At 37.7% G+C, this 20,446-nt stretch carries 24 protein-coding genes, 1 riboswitch and 1 other annotated feature; of the genes, 8 read left to right on the top strand and 16 right to left on the bottom strand.

Translation table 11 applies throughout. The features are described 5' to 3' along the window. Positions 1-13: 13 nt before the first annotated feature. From MHH51_RS05175 to MHH51_RS05150, 6 genes are all read right to left on the bottom strand, one after another. A complete protein-coding gene (locus MHH51_RS05175) occupies positions 14-787 on the bottom strand; it encodes a transporter substrate-binding domain-containing protein (RefSeq protein WP_147211193.1) in 774 nt (257 codons plus the stop codon). Then, entirely contained in the window at positions 787-1,962 is a 1,176-nt protein-coding gene (locus tag MHH51_RS05170) for a M20 family metallopeptidase (protein ID WP_339284850.1), read from the bottom strand. Before MHH51_RS05170 ends, MHH51_RS05175 begins: the two co-directional genes overlap by 1 nt. A gap of 179 nt (positions 1,963-2,141) precedes the next feature. Beyond that, the gene (locus MHH51_RS05165; protein WP_339286258.1) at positions 2,142-2,249 is read right to left on the bottom strand and encodes a DUF3916 domain-containing protein; all 108 of its coding nucleotides are present in this window, start codon (positions 2,247-2,249) and stop codon (positions 2,142-2,144) included. Between the two features lie 125 nt (positions 2,250-2,374). Continuing rightward, positions 2,375-3,811, bottom strand: coding sequence for a proline--tRNA ligase (gene proS, locus MHH51_RS05160; RefSeq protein ID WP_339284848.1), 1,437 nt, complete (start codon positions 3,809-3,811; stop codon positions 2,375-2,377). Between the two features lie 78 nt (positions 3,812-3,889). Continuing rightward, positions 3,890-4,145 (bottom strand) — a binding site (T-box leader). 93 nt (positions 4,146-4,238) lie between these two features. Then, positions 4,239-4,721 carry a DUF456 domain-containing protein gene (locus tag MHH51_RS05155; RefSeq protein WP_339284846.1) on the bottom strand — a complete coding sequence of 161 codons (483 nt, stop codon included), beginning with the start codon at positions 4,719-4,721 and terminating at the stop codon, positions 4,239-4,241. 73 nt (positions 4,722-4,794) lie between these two features. Then, positions 4,795-5,415 carry a glycerol-3-phosphate acyltransferase gene (locus MHH51_RS05150; protein ID WP_156985653.1) on the bottom strand — a complete coding sequence of 207 codons (621 nt, stop codon included), beginning with the start codon at positions 5,413-5,415 and terminating at the stop codon, positions 4,795-4,797. 169 nt (positions 5,416-5,584) lie between these two features. Here MHH51_RS05150 and MHH51_RS05145 point away from each other — a divergent pair, with 169 nt between their 5' ends. Further along, complete coding sequence (locus MHH51_RS05145; RefSeq protein WP_339284843.1) at positions 5,585-6,142, top strand: M15 family metallopeptidase; 558 nt, start codon at positions 5,585-5,587, stop codon at positions 6,140-6,142. A 108-nt stretch (positions 6,143-6,250) separates the two neighbouring features. Here MHH51_RS05145 and MHH51_RS05140 read toward each other — a convergent pair whose 3' ends face one another. The 4 genes from MHH51_RS05140 to ytzI form a co-directional block, all read right to left on the bottom strand. Beyond that, entirely contained in the window at positions 6,251-6,559 is a 309-nt protein-coding gene (locus MHH51_RS05140) for a hypothetical protein (protein ID WP_339284841.1), read from the bottom strand. Positions 6,560-6,828: 269 nt separating this feature from the next. After that, positions 6,829-7,284, bottom strand: coding sequence for a hypothetical protein (locus MHH51_RS05135; protein WP_339284839.1), 456 nt, complete (start codon positions 7,282-7,284; stop codon positions 6,829-6,831). A gap of 69 nt (positions 7,285-7,353) precedes the next feature. Continuing rightward, entirely contained in the window at positions 7,354-8,691 is a 1,338-nt protein-coding gene (locus tag MHH51_RS05130; RefSeq protein WP_339284837.1) for a right-handed parallel beta-helix repeat-containing protein, read from the bottom strand. Between the two features lie 37 nt (positions 8,692-8,728). After that, the gene (gene ytzI, locus MHH51_RS05125) at positions 8,729-8,893 is read right to left on the bottom strand and encodes a YtzI protein (RefSeq protein WP_147211203.1); all 165 of its coding nucleotides are present in this window, start codon (positions 8,891-8,893) and stop codon (positions 8,729-8,731) included. Between the two features lie 343 nt (positions 8,894-9,236). On the opposite strand from ytzI, the gene ehuB reads away from it, so the two are divergent. From ehuB to ehuA, 4 genes are all read left to right on the top strand, one after another. Next, positions 9,237-10,097, top strand: coding sequence for an ectoine/hydroxyectoine ABC transporter substrate-binding protein EhuB (gene ehuB / locus MHH51_RS05120; RefSeq protein WP_147211205.1), 861 nt, complete (start codon positions 9,237-9,239; stop codon positions 10,095-10,097). A gap of 138 nt (positions 10,098-10,235) precedes the next feature. Further along, the gene (locus MHH51_RS05115) at positions 10,236-10,895 is read left to right on the top strand and encodes an amino acid ABC transporter permease (protein ID WP_147211206.1); all 660 of its coding nucleotides are present in this window, start codon (positions 10,236-10,238) and stop codon (positions 10,893-10,895) included. Continuing rightward, a complete protein-coding gene (ehuD, locus tag MHH51_RS05110) occupies positions 10,895-11,608 on the top strand; it encodes an ectoine/hydroxyectoine ABC transporter permease subunit EhuD (RefSeq protein ID WP_147211208.1) in 714 nt (237 codons plus the stop codon). The genes MHH51_RS05115 and ehuD overlap by 1 nt, the downstream gene beginning before the upstream one ends. Further along, positions 11,608-12,378, top strand: a complete 771-nt coding sequence (gene ehuA / locus MHH51_RS05105) for an ectoine/hydroxyectoine ABC transporter ATP-binding protein EhuA (RefSeq protein WP_147211210.1) — start codon at positions 11,608-11,610, stop codon at positions 12,376-12,378. Before ehuD ends, ehuA begins: the two co-directional genes overlap by 1 nt. Positions 12,379-12,499: 121 nt before the next feature. On the opposite strand, the gene MHH51_RS05100 is transcribed toward ehuA, so the two are convergent. The 5 genes from MHH51_RS05100 to MHH51_RS05080 all read right to left on the bottom strand — a co-directional run bounded on the left by MHH51_RS05100 (position 12,500) and on the right by MHH51_RS05080 (position 17,131). Next, a complete protein-coding gene (locus MHH51_RS05100; RefSeq protein ID WP_147211211.1) occupies positions 12,500-13,135 on the bottom strand; it encodes a queuosine precursor transporter in 636 nt (211 codons plus the stop codon). Between the two features lie 47 nt (positions 13,136-13,182). After that, on the bottom strand, positions 13,183-13,680 hold the full coding sequence (gene queF, locus MHH51_RS05095) for a preQ(1) synthase (RefSeq protein WP_339284833.1): 498 nt from the start codon (positions 13,678-13,680) through the stop codon (positions 13,183-13,185). A 77-nt stretch (positions 13,681-13,757) separates the two neighbouring features. Next, positions 13,758-13,804, bottom strand: a riboswitch (PreQ1 riboswitch). A 114-nt stretch (positions 13,805-13,918) separates the two neighbouring features. Beyond that, entirely contained in the window at positions 13,919-14,842 is a 924-nt protein-coding gene (gene murB / locus MHH51_RS05090) for a UDP-N-acetylmuramate dehydrogenase (protein ID WP_339284831.1), read from the bottom strand. Between the two features lie 166 nt (positions 14,843-15,008). After that, complete coding sequence (locus MHH51_RS05085) at positions 15,009-15,815, bottom strand: alpha/beta fold hydrolase (RefSeq protein ID WP_147211216.1); 807 nt, start codon at positions 15,813-15,815, stop codon at positions 15,009-15,011. 266 nt (positions 15,816-16,081) lie between these two features. Next, the gene (locus MHH51_RS05080) at positions 16,082-17,131 is read right to left on the bottom strand and encodes a metal-binding protein ZinT (protein WP_339284828.1); all 1,050 of its coding nucleotides are present in this window, start codon (positions 17,129-17,131) and stop codon (positions 16,082-16,084) included. Positions 17,132-17,370: 239 nt separating this feature from the next. On the opposite strand from MHH51_RS05080, the gene MHH51_RS05075 reads away from it, so the two are divergent. From MHH51_RS05075 to MHH51_RS05065, 3 genes are read left to right on the top strand one after another with little or no spacing between them, the layout of a single operon-like run. Continuing rightward, positions 17,371-18,162, top strand: coding sequence for a MerR family transcriptional regulator (locus tag MHH51_RS05075; RefSeq protein WP_186813671.1), 792 nt, complete (start codon positions 17,371-17,373; stop codon positions 18,160-18,162). Continuing rightward, positions 18,155-19,090: an ATP-binding cassette domain-containing protein gene (locus MHH51_RS05070; protein WP_339284825.1), complete on the top strand. Its 936-nt coding sequence runs from the start codon at positions 18,155-18,157 to the stop codon at positions 19,088-19,090. The genes MHH51_RS05075 and MHH51_RS05070 overlap by 8 nt, the downstream gene beginning before the upstream one ends. Continuing rightward, on the top strand, positions 19,087-19,857 hold the full coding sequence (locus MHH51_RS05065; protein ID WP_339284823.1) for an ABC transporter permease: 771 nt from the start codon (positions 19,087-19,089) through the stop codon (positions 19,855-19,857). Before MHH51_RS05070 ends, MHH51_RS05065 begins: the two co-directional genes overlap by 4 nt. A gap of 79 nt (positions 19,858-19,936) precedes the next feature. Here the strand turns inward: MHH51_RS05065 and MHH51_RS05060 are convergent, their stop codons facing one another. Beyond that, positions 19,937-20,371: a universal stress protein gene (locus MHH51_RS05060; RefSeq protein WP_339284821.1), complete on the bottom strand. Its 435-nt coding sequence runs from the start codon at positions 20,369-20,371 to the stop codon at positions 19,937-19,939. Positions 20,372-20,446: the final 75 nt, after the last annotated feature.

Here is a 20,446-nt window from a genome sequence, read left to right as displayed (position 1 = left end):
TTTATGCTGTATTTTATTCAACAGAGCCTGGTATCCATTCTTCTTTTAAGCTCTTTAAAGTGCCATCTTCTTCTAATTTTTCTAAAACGGCATTTACATCATCCACTAAATCACTGTCTTTAGGGAATGCGATTGCCATACCCTCAGTTGAAGAATTGGGATCATCAAATCCAAAGAATCCTTGGGAATCCATATATCCCAGAGCAACTTCCTTAGACAGATAGACAACATCGATACGGTTCGCATTCAATTCCTGAGCTAAAATCCCGGCATCATCTACCTTTTTCACCTCAATATTATACTCTTCCGCTAAAGCATCTGCGCCATTTTCTTGAATGGAGCCCAGTTGTACACCAAGTGTTTTTCCTTCAAGCTCATCTAAAGATTCCATTGCTTTATCTTTGGTAACAAACATTTGTCCAGTATCATTATAAACATTAGAGAAGTCTACATTCTTTTTACGGTCTTCGCTTGCATTCATTCCTGATATGACCATGTCCACACGATTTGCTTGCAAGGAACCAATCAGACCTTCAAATTTCATATCTTCAATTTCTAATTCCATATCCAGTTCTTCAGCGATAAGCTTTCCTAATTCAATATCAAATCCTTCAAACTCACCTTGAGGATTTCGTGATTCATATGGAGGGAAATCAGCTGATGTTCCCATTTTTAATACATTTTTATCCCCGCCAGATGATTCAGATTCATTATCATCTGATCCGCAAGCAGCCAGTAAAGCTGTAAATAGTAATGTGCTGAAAAGTAAAATGAGCTTTTTTTTCATTAGACGTTTACCTCTTCTTTGTTTTTATTAAATTCTTCCTTCATTGCCTGAACCGCTTCTTCATTTGTCAATAAATCATAGCCTGTTTTCGCTAAAGAAAGAGCCCCTTCATACAATGCCAGATGCCCATCCTCAGTAATAGTCTGATTAGCAAATTCTTTCGTATGAGCAATTAAGCCTTCTTTGTTTAAGCCGATATACGGATGAATAGCCGGAACTACCTGGCTGACATTTCCCATATCAATCGAACCATAAGATTCTTTTGCTCCATAAACAGGCAGGCGGCTTGTCTCTTTTAAATTTGCAGTAAACAAATCAGATAAAACCTGATTCGTTGTCATATCGTCATAGCTTAATTCATAGTTGGATATATTTAATGTTGCTCCAGTCATTAAAGCTGCTCCTTCAGCAATATGCTTTACCTTTTCTACTACTTCATTAAGGTAAGGACGATTATTTGCCCGGACATAGAACTGTGCAACTGCTTTATCAGGAACCACGTTCGCAGCTTGTCCTCCATCAGGAATAACTCCATGAATACGGACATCTGATTTCACATGCTGTCTCAATGCATTAATACCGTTAAACAATTGAAGCACACCATCTAAGGCATTAATCCCTTTTTCCGGAGCTGCTGCAGCATGTGCTGTTTTTCCATGATACTCAAATTGGATTGCATCCATAGCCAGTGATTCACCGCTTACCTGTGATGTATCACTTGGATGTAAAATCATCGCAGCATCAATACCGTCAAACACTCCCTGCTCACTCATCGGTACTTTAGCTCCGTTTGTTTCCTCTGCAGGAGTACCGAATACATAAACAGTGCCGCCAATTTCATCAATAACTTTACTTAATACAACTCCTGCACCGACACTCATCGTTCCAATTAAATTATGCCCGCAGCCGTGACCTACACCTGGAAGTGCATCATATTCGGCCAGATATGCAATTTGAGGACCAGGCTTTCCGCTTGAGTAGGTTGCTTTAAAGGCCGTATCACGACCAACAATCCCTTTTTCTACTTTAAATTGATGTGACGTTAAATAATCTGTTAATAGCTTCATAGATTCATATTCTTGATCTCCAAGCTCTGGATTATCAAAAATAGTGTCGCTCAAGTTCGTTAAATCATTAATTACTTTATCTAGTTTGTTTTTTAAATTTGACTTCATATTTATTCCCTCATTTAATGTATAATTATTAATTAATATGTATATTTATAACACGATTTTGCATGCTTATGCAATAGGCAAAATAATAATTATATTTTCAGATAATTATTTAAGCTTATATATTGATATTTACAAGAAGTATATCCCTCAACCCAGGATCATATTTTTACTAAGAAAGGTTACTTTAATTCCCCAATAAACCAAATTTCACCTTCATAGCGGTATCCATCTTCATCTGTAATTATTTCTTTAAAGCCTGATTCTTGCATATCATTTGGAATGGATATACCCCATTCAGTCTAAATTTTTCTACTATCAGAAAGAGGCAATCCTTTAAGCACTTTATATATTATCTTTAATACATAAAAGCAGACTGAGCTGCAAAACCCAGTCTGCTTCCATTTTTCAGTTATTAATACGCTTTTGCCCAGTAAACTAATTCCTTTGCCTGCTTCCCGCAGCATACGCATGTATCAGATACGCTTTCCGGTTCAAACGGAATACAGCGGGAGGTTGCTGTTGTTTCTTCTTTAATCTTTTCTTCACAGGCTACATCTCCACACCACATTGCTTTGACAAAGCCGCCCTTTTCAATTTCTGTTTTAAATTCATCCATATTTTTAGCTGTATGGGTCATCTCTTCACGATGCTCTAATGCACGATTATATAGATTTGCCTGTACTTCATCCAGCAATGCAGCAAGACGCTCTTCCACATCTGCCAGAGCAACAAATTCCTTCTCGCCGGTATCACGGCGGACAAGAACGACCTGCTCTTTTTCAATATCCTTTGGCCCCATCTCAACTCGGACCGGGATACCTTTCATTTCATATTCATTAAATTTCCAGCCTGGCATTTTATCACTGCCGTCAATATCGACACGGGCAACTTTTGCTAATTTATCACGTAGAGCATAAGCTTTATCCAGTACGCCTTCTTTATGCTGGGCGATTGGAACAATCATTGCCTGTGTCGGAGCAATCTTTGGAGGCACTACTAGTCCGCGATTATCGCCGTGCACCATAATTAAAGCTCCCATAATCCGGGTAGACAAGCCCCATGAAGTTTGATGAACAAACTGGCTTTCCCCATTTTCATCCAGATAGGTAATATCAAATGCTTCTGCAAATCCAGAACCAAAATGATGCGATGTAGCAGATTGCAATGCTTTCCCGTCATGCATCAATGCTTCAATCGTTAAGGTAAATTCCGCCCCTGCAAATTTTTCTTTATCTGTTTTCTTTCCTTTTAACACAGGGATGGCTAAATATTCTTCCACCAGCTTGGCATAAATTCCAAGCATACGATTTGTTTCTTCGGTTGCTTCTTCATCTGTTGCATGTGCTGTATGCCCTTCCTGCCAATGGAATTCAGAGGAACGCAGGAATGGACGTGTTGTTTTTTCCCAGCGGACTACGTTGGACCATTGGTTATAGAGCTTTGGCAGATCACGGTAAGAGTGAATATTATTTGAGTAATAATCACAGAAAAGCACCTCAGAAGTTGGGCGCACCGCGATACGTTCTGTTAATTCCTCATCTCCGCCGTGCGTTACCCAGGCAACCTCAGGAGCAAAGCCTTCTACGTGATCTTTTTCCTTTTGCAGCAGGCTTTCCGGAATAAACAGTGGAAAAGCAACGTTCGTATGACCTGTTTCCTTAAACATACGATCTAATTCGTCTTTAATATTTTCCCAGATTGCATAGCCATAGGGCTTGATAATCATCGTTCCGCGCACTTGACCATAGTCAACAAGCTCTGCCTGTTTAACTACGTCTGTATACCACTGTGCGAAATCGTCCTCCATCGCTGTAATTTTTTCTACAAATTGTTTATTTTTCTTACCCAATTGTAAGCACCTCTTTCTTATTTAACTCTTCTATTATTTGAAATTCCATATAAACGCAAAAAATCCTCCATCCTTATGAAAAGGGACCGAGGTTAAACAGGTGGTACCACCCTTGTTTATATATAAGCTGCTGTCTGTTATTTTACAGACATGCCCGGCAAATATATACACTTCATTTGATAACGGCCAAAACCGCGCCAATTTCAGAGTTGTATCTCCTTATATGGCGAACTCGGGAGGCAGGTTCCCTTGTATGTCTATGAAAAAGTCTCAGCATCCTTTTTCTCTCTGTATTAGACAGTAACAACGTACTATTCTCCGTCAATATTTCAACTATGCTTTTAATATATAGTTCTCACTGATGAAAGTCAAGAAGCAGACGATTTTTTACAGTTAAGAAAATGGGAATAAGGCATTTGCTGCCTGCTTATAACCAGACCGCGATAAAGAACCAGACAATCATAATCAACTGCAGGACAACTTTTGCAACAGAACCTCCTAAAAATCCTAAAAAAGAACCAATGGAAGCCCGGATTGCTTCTTTCACTGTTCTCCGTTGCATCATTTCGATAGCGAGCACTGTTAAAAATGGAACATAAATAATTCCAAATGGCGGAGTAATAAAGGAACCGATAATAACAGCTACCGCAGCGCCTCTTTCTCCTGCTTTACTGCCTCCAAATTTTTTCACAAAATAACTGTTGGCAATAATGTCCGCAACAAAGAGAATAACTGTGATCACAATCATTCCTGCCCAGAACCACCAGTTCAGGGTCTCACTATTTATAAAGAAGTAATAGATTAGAAATCCTCCCCAAATAGCAATAACAGACGGGATCATCGGAAAGATAATTCCCAGAAAACTTGCGATAAATAACAGGATAATGATTATCCATAATAAAATATCCAATTCTTGCACACTCCTTAATAAAAAGCTTACTTTTTCAGTATCCCCTATAATATAAGTTCAAAAAAACCCTTATCTAGGCACTCTTTTTAAACATACTGGATAACCTTGTCTCTTCCTTTAATATAATCCGGCGATAATTCTCCATATGCTTGTATATACAAAGCAGTGTTAAAAATATAACCACCAGCGCAGGCCCATTTCCAAAGAAATAGTAGGTTGTAATAAGAAAAGATACATACATAAACAGGACGCCGATAACAAGATAGTCTGTTGCAAAAGTAAAGAACAATAAAATAGCAATTCCAATTAAAGCAACCCGCCAGTCAATGGCAATTAATGCACCAACCAGGGACGCGGTACCTTTCCCGCCGCTGAAGTTCATCGTTATAGGATAATTATGCCCAATAATAACAAATAAAGCAGTCAAATAAATATATAAGGAAGCCTCTCCAGCCGGGATTCCTGCTTCTCCTAAAATAAATAAGACGAGTAAAATGGCAAGTGTAGCCTTAAAAATATCAATCAGCGCAACCACAATACCATATTTCCAGCCTAACAGAATTGTTGTATTAGATGCTCCGGCATTTTTGACACCTTCACTCTTAATATCCCGCTTCTTTATTTTCCCGATAATTTGCGATCCATGAATACAGCCAAAAATATAGCCTATTAAACAGCTAATGAAGTAATACATTGATTTCCCTCCATTTCTGTTAAGTTTCTCTTATTATATGTCCAGAATGCTTAAGAAATCAATTTGTAAAACAACCATATTTATCTAGTTGTTCAATGCATCATCAGGAACTTGTTCATGTTATGATTACTAATAGAGAGAAATTTTTTAAAGGAGTCAGAAATAACGAATGAAAGCTTTAAAGCATTTTACGCTTTCCTGGATTGCTATTATTCTTTTTATAGGTTTGCTGTTCTGGCTTTACCAGCAGACAAATTCTTCTTATGAAAGAGTGGATGGAGAAGAAACGATATCAGAACTTCATCCCGCTGTCCAGGAAGCTGTCGATACGTTGATTGATCGTGCTGATGATATTGATATAGAGGTTGTTATTACAGATGGCCTGCGTACAGAGGAAGAACAGGAAACGCTGTATGCAAGAGGCAGAGAAAACGAAGAAGATATTGTTACCCACGCCAGAGCAGGTGAAAGCTATCATAATTATGGTTTGGCTGTGGATTATGCGATTCGGAACAACGACGGAGAAATTATCTGGGATATTCATTATGACGGGAATAACAATGGAGAGCCGGACTGGTTTGAAGTTGCAGAAATCGCAAAAGATTTAGAGTTTGAATGGGGCGGAGATTTCAATGGCTTTACAGATTATCCGCATTTGCAGATGACATTCGGATTGAGCATTTCTGAACTGCAACAGGGATATCGTCCCTCCGTTGAAGAAGAATAGGATGGTAATTAACATATACTCCACGCAAATATTTTTCATAAAAAGAAATTCAGGCAGAGGCTTTTATTGTCTGAATTTCTTTTTATTTACCAAAGTATCCAGCAGCTATTAAAACAATTTAAGTTCTTTTATTTCTTTCTTTGTTTCATCCGTTCCGAGTTCGTATAGTTTATGATAAACAGTAATCAAATCCTCCTCATAGTTATCCCGTTTTTCATCGACTGGCCGTTCATCAAATGGTTTCCCCACGAATTTAACTGCATCTTTTGCATTTTTTTCTTTTCTCGCAAACAGAACTTCGATTTCTTTTACCTCTTCTGGTGTTGCATATATCTCATACTCAATACCGTTGTCAGGCAGCGAAACCTCGCTAATTTCTTCCGTATCAACTGTTACAAAATATTTATTTCGTACCATTATTGGAAACCTCCCCTTTCTTATAAAGCTTTTTCCCTTTTTAGCCGAGCTAAAACTTCTCTTTTAGATTATAAGAAAATGATACCCGAATTGTAATATTTCTTAAAAAATCGTTTAGAACCCTAGTTTTAATTATTATACTTGTTCAATATCCGCCAACCATAAGTACTCTAAAATTAATTACAAAGAAAAAAGACCATCATTTGATGATCTCGCTTTTCATTTCTTGAACGTAATAGATTAACATTCCATCCAACAACGTTTATCCTTTATGCTTTCGTATTCTTTTTATTTGCCAATGTGTCTATCAGCCAAAAAAAGACACTCGGATAAACAGACAAGAATATAAAATTAATTATCATTTCTCTGTTATTAAAATCAGGGAAACCTCCACCTAATACGAAATATGCCAATAAAGCAATTACTATTCCCGCTAAAACATGCAGGACGGCTCTCAAAGTATTCCCAGCTTCTGTATTCATAATCCCGGATGTTATTTTATCAATTCCGGCAGAAGCTGGAATCCCTGCAAGAAAAACAATTGGAGCTATATACCAGAGAGAAAACCAAAAAGAAAATAATAAAACTTCCGAAGCAACTGTAAAGAATGCTGTATTAAATTCCTTGCTTGCAGATTCAGTTATCATAGTAAATACAAATCCCATATTGAAAGAAGTAATACATGCTGCCAATAGCTTACTTTTTGAAAAAATATTTTTTAACATAACAACGTCCTTTACTGAATCTCAATTACATCCATTAAAAACAGTAATTCTTTTTGAAATTTCCTTACTCTATTCTTCTTCATCCTCATAAATATATTGCGAAGTTTCATCACTTCCGGAAGCCTCAATAAACACAGAAAAAGAAGTATACCACTCATCCTTCCAAATCCAGATTCCCTCTTGTTCATGTTCTTTATAATAGATATTCTCAGTCAGAAGGTTGTTCTTATTTTCTTGAAAGAAATTGGCAATAAAAATGCGTGATGCACTGGCAGTAAATTTATTTTCTTTTATCTCATTATCATACACATTATACTGCAGCAGAAGCTGTCCGCCATCTAACTCTTTTGTGTCATTTCGAAAGAGAGTATTTCCCGAAATCAACGTATCACGGGTACCGCCTCTTTCTTCATCATATCCGCCGATAGATATTCCGGTATAATAATTATGTGAAACCAGGTTATCTGTTATTTGAATATCCTCAGCATATTTCCCGGCATGTTCTGATGTAGCTTCAATTCCAATATCATTCTCATACAACTCATTCTTATCAATAAGAATATCTTTCCCTCCATCTACATAAATAGCCGCTGCATTATACTCCTCGCCATACGCCGGATTAGCAAAGGAGGATATATGGTGCACCGTATTATTTTGCACCTTACCATTCCGGGCATAATCAGCGTCAGGATTATCGGCAATTCCTTCGTATCCTATCAGATCAATTCCGATATTATCACTGAACCGTACCATATTTTCTTCTACTGTAAATCCATCAATATCGCCATTTAATACAATCGATTCACTGGCACCCAGCTTTAAATCCTCAACAAGGTTATGTACGATATTTATATCCTTCATGGAACCTGTTCCATATACGGCAATTCCATGACCGTTCCCTTCCTCATGCAAGGTTTTTATTCCTTTAACAGTATTGTCCTCCACTGTAATATGACTGCTGGAGCCAGTAATAAAAATACCCATTACTGTTTCATCCATCAAATCCGTCGTTACATTTTCTATCGTTAATCCTTCTATGTTTATATAATTCTTATCCTCCAGAACAACAAGCGCTCGGTCTCCATCTGCAGAATCCATATTGCCGCCATCAAGGGTAACTTCTTCCTCTTCATACGACTGAAAAGTGATTGGCTTCTGCTTCGTACCGGTGTGCTGAACAATCAGCGGCTCCTCGTACGTTCCTTCACGAATAAATACTGTTGTTCCTGCCTCTGCTTCAGAACTTGCTTTAGCAATTGTTCGAAATGGGTTTTCCAGTGTGCCTTCATTTTGATCGTCTCCATCCATTGCTACATAAATTACCTGATTGGCAGGAAGATGCGTGCAGAAAGCAAATAACACACCAGCAGCACATCCTAATACTATAAATAATCCGATTTTCTTCATGATTTTCTCCTAAACAAATTTATTTCTTTTCTTCTTTCTAATTCTCATTATCCCTGTCGTTATCCTTTTCCTCCTCTTCATCAGGAAGCGGATCTATTTTATGCTTATAGCCGTATCCTTTTGATAAAGTAACTAAAGATAAAATAATAACCATTGCAACCACAATGACTGAAACAGCAATTACTGCGATATAAGAACCCATGATATACCTCCATTATCCCTTCTTATCTTCTATCCTATTAAACTATACATACCTTTTCAATAAATTTCTATCCTTCCTCAAAAATGTTGTTCCTGAGTTATATAGAGAATAAGCAACTATACTACCGGATATATTGGTATTTTTAAGTTATTTCCCAATCATTCCATTAAACAGCATATAAAGCATATTTTTGCTGAAATATACAGTTTGAGAATATTTTTCTTTCTCTGTAACATATTTGTTAACTCATGTTGATTTCATGTAATATTCTTTTTTTAGAGAATAGCGACAATGTTAATCAACATTTTTTATTATCTATTATTTTTTAAGGGGGAGCATTTAGTTGAGAAACAAAATAATACTTATTGGTCTTGCTTTATTTCTATTGCTGCTGGCTGCTTGCGGCGGTTCAGATAATAGTTTAGAAAGCATTCAGGATTCTGGTACGGTCGAAGTCGGTTTTGCAAATGAATCACCTTATGCTTATGAAGAAGATGGTGAATTAAAAGGAGCGGCCGTCGATATTGCCACAGCAGTTTTTGCTGAGCTTGGTGTTGATAATGTAGAAGGTAAATTATCTGACTTCAGTGAGCTGATTCCAGGAGTACAGGCAGGACAGTTTGATGTTGTTACTGCTGGTATGGCTATCCAACCGGACCGCTGTGAAAATGCACTTTTCGGTGAGCCGGAAATGGTATATGGCGAAGGGCTTGTTGTGGAAGCAGGTAATCCATTATCTATTGAAAGCTACAAAGATATTGCAGATAATCCGGATATAACAGTAGTTGTTATGGAAGGAGCTACAGAAATTGAATTTTTAAAATCAGAAGGAGTTGCCGATGACCAAATCATCACTGCATCTGATATTCCTGCAACCTTCTCTGCTATACAAGCAGGACGTGCTGATGCAACAACTGGTACGGAAATGACCGTTCGAATGGCTTTTGAATCTGCTGACACAGAGGATTTAGAAATTGTTGAAAGTTTTGAACAGCCAGAAATAGACGGTGTACCAAGCTATGGTGCAGCTGCATTCAGCCTGGAAAATGAAGAGCTTCGTGATGCATATAACGAAAAATTAGAAGAGTTAAAAGAAGACGGTACTGTTGCTGAATTATTGGAACAAAACGGATTTCATCCAGAAAGCAATTTTGTTGAAGCCGGCTCTGTAACAACGGAGCAAGTATGTCAGGGTGAATATTAATCTTGAAAGTAGATGAAACAGATATTTTCAGACTCCATAGGGCGGTTCCTTCACTAAGGAGCGCCCTATCTTTGTTTTGGCGAGTAATAAAATCCCAGTAAAAATGCACACACAATAATTATTAAGGAGGTATTTACCATTAGTGCAATATTAGAGGTTGCCCCGCAATTATGGCGTGGTATTCAAATAACTGTATCTATTTTATTTGCTTCTGCACTGTTTGCATATGCTATGTCATTTATAGCAGGACTATGCCGACTTTCCAATAATTTTATATTACGAAAATTGACTGGATTTTATGTAGAGGTATTTCGGGGGACATCGTTGATTGTTCAGCTATTCTGGCTGTATTATGCAGTTCCGATGCTATTTGGGATTAATCTGGGTTCAAATTGGTGGATTGGTGTCATTGCAATTGGCCTAAACTATGGCGCATATCTTTCAGAAGTCGTCCGCAGCTCCATTTTATCTGTATCTCAAGGACAGTATGAAGCTGCAACTGCGTTAAATATGTCTTCTTTTCAAAGGATGCGCCTTATTATTTTCCCACAGGCAGTACGTATGATGCTTCCTGAATTCGGTAACTATACCATTCAAATTTTAAAAGGGACCTCTCTTGTCTCTTTAATTGGATTAACGGATATTTTATATTATGGAGATGTAATGCGAAGCACCAGCTTATCTTTATCACCATTGATTTATCTAACTGCACTTATATTCTATTTCATATTAGCCCTTCCGTTAATTTTCCTTACCAGGAAGGCTGAAAAAATTGCTAAAAAGGGGGTAGCTAGCTGATGAACCTGAATTATTGGAGCTGGGATACATTTTTCGATGCGTTACCAGTGGTATTACAAGGGCTTGGGATTACGATTGGACTGACGTTTGCCAGCTACCTTTTTGCCTTAATTTTTGGTTTTTTGTGGACATTCTTACGCCGCGTCCCAAATCGTTTTATTCATTTCATTGTCACTTGGACCATGGAATTTATACGCTCTACGCCTCCACTTGTTCAATTATTTTTTATCTATTACGCCTTACCGGTGATACCTTATATTGGAATATCACTTCACCCATTCGCTTGTGCCGTGTTGGGACTTGGTATACACTTTAGTACGTATATTGGTGAAATTTATCGCTCTGGAATTGAAAATGTGGATAAGGGACAATGGGAGGCTTCTACTGCACTGAATATTTCTACATGGGATAAATGGCGAAGGATTATTCTTCCGCAAGCAATCCCGCCGACCATTCCAATGCTTGGAAATTACTTTATTATTATGTTTAAAGAGGTTCCTCTGGCATCTACCATCGGGGTAGCAGGTATTATGCTGCTTGCCAGATCATATGGTGCGGAAAACTGGTCCTACCTTGAACCGTTAACCATTGTAGGAATCATTTTCTTAGTACTAAGCTACCCTTCTGCAGTGCTGATTAAGAAGTTAGAGAATCGTTTCAACAAAAGATTCGATAAAAATCAAATCATGAAAGACAAAGGAGCAATGCAATAATGGCTGAACCAATCGTTACCTATAAAGATGTTCATAAATCCTTCGGCGATGTAGAAGTGCTGAAAGGAATTGATTTAGATATATACCCGGCTGAAAAAGTAGCTGTCATTGGCCCAAGCGGTTCTGGAAAAACAACCATTATCCGTCTGCTGATGACATTGGAGCAGCCAACAGCGGGCGATATTATCGTGGATGGCCGTAATCTGTGGAAAATGGAGAAGAACGGGAAATGGATTCACGCAAATGAAAATCATTTACGCTCTATTCGCGGAGATATTGGAATGGTATTTCAGCATTTCAATCTGTTTCCACATATGACTATTTTAGAAAATTGTATGACAGCGCCTGTTCATGTGAAAAATGAAGAAAAAAGTGATGTGAAAAAACGTTCCATAGAAATGCTTGAACGTGTAGGACTTGGAGATAAGCTGGATAACTATCCCAGCCAGCTCTCAGGAGGACAGAAGCAGCGTGTAGCTATGGCCCGTGCGCTTGTTATGCGCCCAAAAATTATGCTGTTTGATGAGGTTACCTCAGCACTTGACCCTGAGCTTGTGGGGGAAGTTTTAAATGTCATTCGTGATATTGCAGAAAACGATGATATGGCAATGATTCTTGTCACACATGAAATGGACTTTGCCCTGGATATAGCAGATAAAGTACTCTTCTTAGATGAAGGGGTTATCGCGGAGCAGGGAACTGCAAGTGAAGTTATTGAGCATTCCGAGAATCCTCGCGTACAATCGTTCCTGCAGCGTTTTAGAGGATAAATGAAGAGAATTATACTGCTGAACATTGCTTATAAAAGACCAGCCAGATATTTTTTGCTCTGGCTGGTCTTTTCAATGTATTTATAATCAATACAAGAATTAATCTATCAGATTCTCCTGTTTAAGAAGCCTCCAATAACTCCGCCTGGTTTTTCTCCTCATGCTTTCTAGCTAAGCGGACCAGCAGATACGCAAATGGTGTGTCCATCACTGCAACAATAAACTTCCATATATATTGTGATACAATCATTCCAAGTAAAACTGTTGTCGGGACAATCCCCCAAAAAGCAATTGTAATAAATAATATCGTATCAATGAGCTGGCTGGTCATCGTTGATAAACTATTACGCAGCCATAGCTTTTTCCTGCCATGACGATGCTTTAATCCATGAAAAATTGTAACACCTAAGTTCTGGCTGACAAAATAAGAAACCAGACTGGCTAAAATCACGCGGAAACTCCCATTAAAAATTTCTTCAAAAGCAGCCTGTGATTGAAAATCCGCTGCCGGTGGAAGCTGAATCGCAATATAAATAAATATCATAGCAATAATCTGTGTGAAAAATCCGGCTTGAATCGTTTTTCTCGCAGCCTTTTTTCCATAAACCTCGCCAATAACATCCATCATTAAATACGTAATCACATAAACAATCGCTGCAGCCGGCAACACAAAGCTTCCCATTTGAAATAATTTGACCGACAAAACATTGGACAACAATAACAGCCCAACAAAGACAGCATTTAAGTAAATATACATTATCCTGTTCCCTTCTCTCCAAAGGTTCAAGGACCTAACGTTTCCCTCTATCGATTATCTACAGTTTCCGGATACATATCATGCTGCATTAACCGGTCTTCTGCCATCTTTTCAAATTTCGTTCCCGTTTTTCCATAATTACAATATGGATCAATGGAGATTCCTCCGCGTGGCGTAAATTTTCCTCTCACTTCAATATAACGGGGATCCATCAGTTCAATTAAATCATTCATAATGATATTGACACAGTCCTCATGGAAATCACCATGGTTTCGGAAACTGAATAAATATAATTTTAAAGATTTACTCTCTACCATTTTAATATCTGGAATATAGCTGATATAAATTGTTCCAAAATCAGGCTGATTTGTCATTGGACAAAGTGTTGTAAATTCCGGACAGTTTAATTTCACAAAATAATCCCGGTTCGGATGCTGATTATCAAACACCTCTAAAATCTCTGGTGTATAATCAAACGCATATTTCGTTTCTTTATTTCCCAGCAATTCAATTCCTTGCAGATCCTTTTCACTTCTTCCTGCCATGCTGCTCACCTCCTTTTGATATTTTAAGATAAACAAAAAAGCCATGCTCCCAAGGAACACAGCTTGATAATTACAAGTTGTCCTTAGTTTTTTATAGAGGGTTAACGCTAAGAACCTCTGCCTATTGGTTAAAATTAACACTTCATATTATAAGAATGTAGACTCTGAATGTCAATCTTTCTTTTATATTACAAAGTTCCGTATCTTACCTTTCATGCCCGGAGCCTGCTCTACAATTTTATTTCTCCATATCCTCGCCAATAATGCGCACTTCACGTTCTAACTGTACATCAAATTTCTCTTTCACTGTCGCCTGGACAAATTGAATTAATGAAATATATTCTGACGCTGTTGCATTATTTTTATTGACAATAAAACCAGCATGTTTTGTAGAAACTTCCGCTCCACCAATTTGCTGTCCTTGAAGATTACTGTCTTGAATCAGCTTGCCGGCAAAAAAACCGGGCGGCCTCTTAAATACACTGCCGCAAGATGGATATTCCAATGGCTGCTTGGATTCTCTCTTATATGTAAGATCATCCATTACTTCTTTAATTTCTTCCTTGCTTCCGGATTTTAGAGCAAAGGTTGCTTCTAAAACAATATAGCCGTTGTCCGGGATATTACTTGTGCGATAGCTGAGATCCAGCTGATCCGCAGTTAATGACAGCAGCTCTCCATCTTTCGTTACAACTACTGTGCTTTCCAGCGCATCTTTAATTTCTCCGCCGTATGCGCCTGCATTCATATACAGAGCTCCCCCGACAGAACCCGGAATCCCGCATGCAAACTCCAGCCCCGTAAGTTCTTCCTTCAAAGCAAAACGGGAAGCATCAATAATTCTTGCACCACTTTGAGAGATGACCTTATCCCCTTCTCGCCAAATGGACGCCAGCTGTTGAAGGTTCATAACAATTCCCCGGATTCCGCCATCCTTCACGATTAAATTAGAACCATTTCCAAGCATTGTAAATGGTACATTTTCCTGGTTGGCAAAGCGGATAATTGCCTGTACTTCTTCATAAGACGATGGCGTGATATAAAAATCTGCAGCCCCGCCTAATTTTGTATACGTATGTTCTCTTATCGGCTCATTGATTAATACATTATCTTTATTTGTATGTTGAATTAATTGATCGTAGAGATGATGGTATTTATTCATGCTATCATTCCTTTAATTTGCCAAATGATATATATACATTTGGCATTGTTATTCTTTTTTCTGCCACTGTTTAAAAGCAGACATCCCAGTCTCTCCAGCTTTAACTTTCAATAAGGCTGGAGTAATCTATTTTTGATGAATCCTATACTATTGTAGTTGAATCCAATTAATCTTGCCACAAAAAGCTATAAATCAATTTATCAATTTGCGGGCTTTCATGCATAGCACTGTGTGTCAGCTGCGGATCATCAATGATTGTCTCTTTATAATTTTGTTCCGGTATTATATTCCTTAAAGTCTTTACACTTTCCGGCACTGCAACAGTATCTCCTGTACTGGCTATGCTGTACACATTAACATCTGCCGGAAACATATTCTCCCGCAGTACATTTAAAGCGCGGGAATCGGGTTTTAAATCGTCTGCAGCTTCATCCTGATGTAATTCAAAATAACCTTCATTATAAATACCATCAAACGGACTGCCAATTGCAACAAGCTTATTTACTGTTGGATAACCATTCAGCGGATACTCCATCGTATATTTCACTGCCAGAATGCCGCCCATAGAATGGCCAACCAGATTAACCTCCTCTACACGATAGTTTTCCTTTAAGTGCAGGAGCACATTTGCAATCCATTCTGTACTGTTCTGAAAGCTTGCACGGTTGTCTTCCAGAACAATCTGTACAAACGTCGGTGCGTATCTTCCCTTATTTAAATTATAATCAATTATATTCCCATCTTTTTGAACATAGTAAATAAAACCTTTATTACCCCACTGGTACGTATTTTCAAAGCGGTCAAGCATATATCCAAACGAATTTTCCGTTCCTTTATAGCCATGTATAAAAATAGTCGGTGCCCCAGTATATTCTTCTGCCTGCGTTTGATTCTGCTGATAGAAATAAAAACCTGAAGCAGCACCAATCACAATTACTATACTCAAAACAATACCTGCTATCTTCTTTCTCATGTATTTACTTCCCTCAATTTCTTTTGTAAATCTATGTTTGCATTATTAACAAAAATACATAGCTATTATAACATCCTTATCCTGTTAAGACATCTTTTCCGATGAAGAAAAATTGGCAGGTCAAGCCTTAAAAGATACAGATTTACCAGAGCTGGAACCCCTCTTTTCACCAAAACTCACGCTGCAATTTCACTTCTTTTTTATAGTGCAATAAAAAAGCAAATAGAATCTGCTTTTATAAACAGCATTCTATTTGCTATTAATCATTAATGAGCAATTAGTTCATGAACAATCTCATCGGTATCTAAATCAGATGGATAATATGTCGGCCAGTTATCCATTTCTTCTAATAAGGCGTCATTATCATCTCCCATATACAAATGGAAATGCCATGATTCACCAGGAGCAATTCCATGGTCACTAAATTGAATATATCCCGGCAGATTTTCATCCGCTTCTCCTTCTAATTCGAAAATATAACGGACACCGCGGTTTCCAGCTTCATATTCAAGAATTTCATAGCTGTCATAAGCATACGTTCCTGTATGCTCTTCGCCATTTTGGTAAAAAGTAATTTCGTCTCCATCAATGACGATACGCTCTATATCTGTTTCATAGCCAGTTGTATAGTAATCTTTATATTCATCCGCTGTCATATCATCACTTTCTTCTGCTTTATGCTCGAATACTTCATCTAAAGAACCATCTTCTAAATATGGATAGATGGATTGCCAATCACCTTCCCAATCAGCCAATGGACGATCTTCTACCTGTTCGTCTTCAAAATATCCTTCATAGATTTGCTGGCTCTCCTCATCATCTCCATGATGGTGATGATGACCATGCTCATGGTCATCGATTGTAATTTCTGTTACAGGAGACTTAGCAACAGCCTCGTGATCATCACTGTAAAGAATTGCTATAACCTCCTGCCCATCTACTTCTGCGTCACCAATATAAGAGTCCTCAAATTGATCTTCTACCACAGTCCATTCCTCTTCAGAAGAATCACGTATGTACCAATGCCAATGATCCAAGTCCTCTTCCGTTACTGCTTCTAACTTAAAGACATCGCCTGTATGGTAATGGTCGGATAAACCTTCAATTTGTATATTTTCTGGTACATCATCAAAGGAAACAGCTTCATCACCATGATCGTGATCATGCTCTTCTTCTTCATGATTCCCTTCTGCCTCTTCTTGGCTATCTGTTCCTTCCTCCTGGCTGGCTGCTTCGTCATTTCCCGATTGACAGCCGGCTATAAATAGAAAACTAATTAAACCTAAAATAATTCCTAATTGCCAAAACTTCTTCATATAGATGCTCCTTTCATTATACGTAATGATTACGTTTCGTAATGATTACGATTTAAATTATACATAGGTGCCTATTAATGGTCAAGAGATTTTTTACCTTTTTAAAAATACAAATTTGTTTCTAATAGATTTATAAGCTTTATTACATGCTAAGGAGGATTTATTTTTTAAGAATTTTATTCAAGGTATTGATGACGACGTAACGTAATGTGATTTAATGATAATAAGGAGGTGCTATCGTGGAAAAAGAAAGCAGGTTTTCAATCGGTGAAATCTCCAAGCTTACCGGTGTCACCGTCCGGACGTTACAATATTACGATAATATCAATTTAGTTCCACTGGAAAAAGATGAAGAAAATGGAAGAAGATATTTCAAGGAGTCAGACTTAACAAGACTGCAGCAGGTTTTGTTTTACAAGTCTTTAGGGTTAAAAATTAAAGATATTTCCAAGCTGCTGGAAGAAACCACAACAGCAAAGCAGCTTATTAACGTATTGGAAAAACAAAGGGAGATATTCTACTATAAGCTGCATGATATCAAAAGTAATATTGCTTTGATTGAAACAAGCCTCGCTGGAATGAATGAAAATGATTCACTTCCTTTAGGGAACCTCGTGCAATTAATTATCTCTTTAAACAAGGATACTATTTATCAATATAAAGATGTTGCATTTGATAAAAAAGCAGAAAATACCTTTATGGAGCATTATCAGAATTGGGAAGAGGTTTTAGAAATATATTGGGATTGGAAAGCACTTATATTAGAAGCTGTTGCTCACATACTAAACGATATTGAACCGGATAGTAAGCAAGGGCAAGCTTTTGCAAAAAAATGGATAGAGATGGTTGTAAGTATTTCAGAAGGAAACCAGGATTTACTCTCAGCTCATAAGAATTCCTATAAAAACCGGGAACAATGGCCGGAGGAGGATTATCGGCTGATGGAATTTACAGATTCCTTTATCGATAAGTCTGTAGACTACTATTTATCCTCTGGCAAATCTGATGTTTGGAGGAATAAAAATGATTGAAATAAAAAACTTAACGAAAACCTTCAAGGATAAAATCTCTGTAAATCAATTATCGCTCGTTATTCACCCCGGTGTTGTAACAGGCTTTTTAGGTCCTAATGGCGCAGGCAAATCAACAACGATGAAAATGATTTTAGGATTAACGAATCCGAGTGAGGGCAGTGTAACAATTGATGGACAGAGCTATAAAGATCTAAAGCAGCCTATTTCCAAAGTAGGGGCCTTAATCAACGGGGATGCTGTAAATCCAAAATTAACGGCGAAACAGCATTTAGAATTAATCGCCGCAGCAAGTGGTATTCCTGAAAAACAAACAGAAAAAATGCTAATCGAAACAGGATTGGAAAATGTAAAGCACAAGCAGGTCAACACTTTCTCCTTAGGAATGAAACAACGCTTAGGTATAGCAACTGCTCTTTTAGGCAATCCGGAAACAGTTATCCTTGACGAACCTTTTAATGGATTGGACGTAGATGGCATTCATTGGTTACGTGAATTAACAAAAAAGCTGGCACAGAATGGAAAAGCAGTACTGATATCCAGTCATCTGATGAGTGAGATGCAAATGATAGCAGACAGAATGATTATTCTTGCTCAAGGAAATTTAATTGCAGATATGACAGTAGCTGAACTGGCAGAAACAAGCCTCGGCGCTTATGTCAAAGTAAGATGTGAAAATAATGAAGAATTAATATCCCTGCTAACAGAAAAAGGTGCGGATATTAAACAAAATAAAAATAAAGAATTGCATGTTCATCATTTGGAGATGAAACAAATCGGGTTGCTGGCAAAGGAAAAGAATTTGGCTTTATACGAATTAACCAAAGTACAGCCTTCCTTAGAAGAATTATTTGTAGAATTAACAGAAGGTAAAATGGATTACGTATCGACCGGCACTACTCCTGTGGAAGGAAGGGAATTAAAATGAAAAATGTTATTCAAGCAGAACATAAAAAAATTTTCTTTCTCCGCTTTTCAAGAGTATATTTACTTTTTACAATTGGAATCAGTTTGGTAGCAGGATTTATCTTTTCCGTAACTACACATGTTACACAAGGTAGAGCCATCACAGATTTATCGGTCCTTGAGGTAGTTTCAGCAAATATGTTGGGAATTGATTTAGCCAGTATTCTGCTGATTATTTTTACAGGATTGTCTATATCCAGAGAATTTACTGCAGAAACGATTTATTCCTCTTTGGCTGTCTGTCCAGATCGAAAAAAGTTTTTTATGGGAAAATATATAACCTTTTTCTTCCTGTCTATTGTACTGAGTGTCCTTCTTATTGCTCTCATTTATTTAAGCAGCCAAGTCATTCTAATGATAAATAATATGGATGCTGCAAATCTTGCAAATACTGATATCAGACAATTTGTTCTGGGCATCATGGTGATGCCGGTGTTTTATTGCCTGCTTACCGTTGCTGCGACTATTTTTTTCAAGAGCAGCGGGGGAGGCATTGCTTTCTCCATCATTGTTATAGCATTTCCGGCGCTTATCAATATGTTTTCAGATACCGTTCAAAAAGTACTGCTGCCTATCATGCCTCAGTCAGCAATACACAGTTTATCCGGGACTGCTGCTGAGGGATCCTTTGAAGCATTGGGAACTTTCACAAGTATCGGTCTATTATTACTTTGGTTAGTAATTACATCTCTTATAGCCATTATTTCATTTCAAAAAAGGGATTTTTAATTTATTATATAGAAAAAGAAAATCTAAAGCAGCCCTGGTCAACTATCAAAGTCAGCTTTAGATTTTCTTTTTCCTCCTATTATTTAACAACCAGCACTTTACACTCTGCCTGATGAACAATTTGACTGCTGACACTTCCAAGGAAGAATCTTCCTACTCCTCCCAGCCCCCGGCTGCCCAGAACAATCAATTCTATTTCATTTTCTTTCGCATAATCAATTAATTGTGAAGCTGGATTACGGAAGGTATAATCCATCAGAATATCTGCTTTACACGCAACCCCTGCTTCCTTTAACTCCTCACGAATGCTTTCAACAGCAGGGCGGGCCTCTTCGGCCAAATCGTTCATAAAACTGCGGGCAAGAGCTACATTTACAGTTGGCCCGCCATTCGAAATAACGGTTACAATATGCAGGACGGCGTCCTCCGCAAGCTTAACCTGTTTTTTTGCTTCTTCTACTGCTTTTCTGCTAAGGTCGGATCCGTCATAAGCTACTAAAATATTAAAACTCATTACTATTCCTCCCTAATTCATATTTTCTTCCTAATATTATCGTAACACATCTGCAAAAAACTTTTATAAAATAGA

Origin of the sequence: Oceanobacillus sp. FSL K6-3682 (assembly GCF_037976165.1) — a bacterium.
GTDB lineage: Bacteria > Bacillota > Bacilli > Bacillales > Amphibacillaceae > Oceanobacillus > Oceanobacillus sojae.
The sequence above is the reverse complement of the archived record's forward strand: the minus strand, read 5'-3'. Positions and strand labels throughout refer to the sequence as shown.

Coding starts and splice junctions, on each gene's coding strand:
- MHH51_RS05175 (WP_147211193.1), bottom strand. CDS start 787: ATGAAAAAAAAGCTCATTTTACTTTTCAGCACATTACTATTTACAGCT.
- MHH51_RS05170 (WP_339284850.1), bottom strand. CDS start 1,962: ATGAAGTCAAATTTAAAAAACAAACTAGATAAAGTAATTAATGATTTA.
- MHH51_RS05150 (WP_156985653.1), bottom strand. CDS start 5,415: ATGTATTACTTCATTAGCTGTTTAATAGGCTATATTTTTGGCTGTATT.
- MHH51_RS05145 (WP_339284843.1), top strand. CDS start 5,585: ATGAAAGCTTTAAAGCATTTTACGCTTTCCTGGATTGCTATTATTCTT.
- MHH51_RS05140 (WP_339284841.1), bottom strand. CDS start 6,559: ATGGTACGAAATAAATATTTTGTAACAGTTGATACGGAAGAAATTAGC.
- MHH51_RS05135 (WP_339284839.1), bottom strand. CDS start 7,284: ATGTTAAAAAATATTTTTTCAAAAAGTAAGCTATTGGCAGCATGTATT.
- MHH51_RS05130 (WP_339284837.1), bottom strand. CDS start 8,691: ATGAAGAAAATCGGATTATTTATAGTATTAGGATGTGCTGCTGGTGTG.
- ytzI (WP_147211203.1), bottom strand. CDS start 8,893: ATGGGTTCTTATATCGCAGTAATTGCTGTTTCAGTCATTGTGGTTGCA.
- ehuD (WP_147211208.1), top strand. CDS start 10,895: ATGAACCTGAATTATTGGAGCTGGGATACATTTTTCGATGCGTTACCA.
- ehuA (WP_147211210.1), top strand. CDS start 11,608: ATGGCTGAACCAATCGTTACCTATAAAGATGTTCATAAATCCTTCGGC.
- MHH51_RS05100 (WP_147211211.1), bottom strand. CDS start 13,135: ATGTATATTTACTTAAATGCTGTCTTTGTTGGGCTGTTATTGTTGTCC.
- queF (WP_339284833.1), bottom strand. CDS start 13,680: ATGGCAGGAAGAAGTGAAAAGGATCTGCAAGGAATTGAATTGCTGGGA.
- murB (WP_339284831.1), bottom strand. CDS start 14,842: ATGAATAAATACCATCATCTCTACGATCAATTAATTCAACATACAAAT.
- MHH51_RS05085 (WP_147211216.1), bottom strand. CDS start 15,815: ATGAGAAAGAAGATAGCAGGTATTGTTTTGAGTATAGTAATTGTGATT.
- MHH51_RS05080 (WP_339284828.1), bottom strand. CDS start 17,131: ATGAAGAAGTTTTGGCAATTAGGAATTATTTTAGGTTTAATTAGTTTT.
- MHH51_RS05070 (WP_339284825.1), top strand. CDS start 18,155: ATGATTGAAATAAAAAACTTAACGAAAACCTTCAAGGATAAAATCTCT.
- MHH51_RS05065 (WP_339284823.1), top strand. CDS start 19,087: ATGAAAAATGTTATTCAAGCAGAACATAAAAAAATTTTCTTTCTCCGC.
- MHH51_RS05060 (WP_339284821.1), bottom strand. CDS start 20,371: ATGAGTTTTAATATTTTAGTAGCTTATGACGGATCCGACCTTAGCAGA.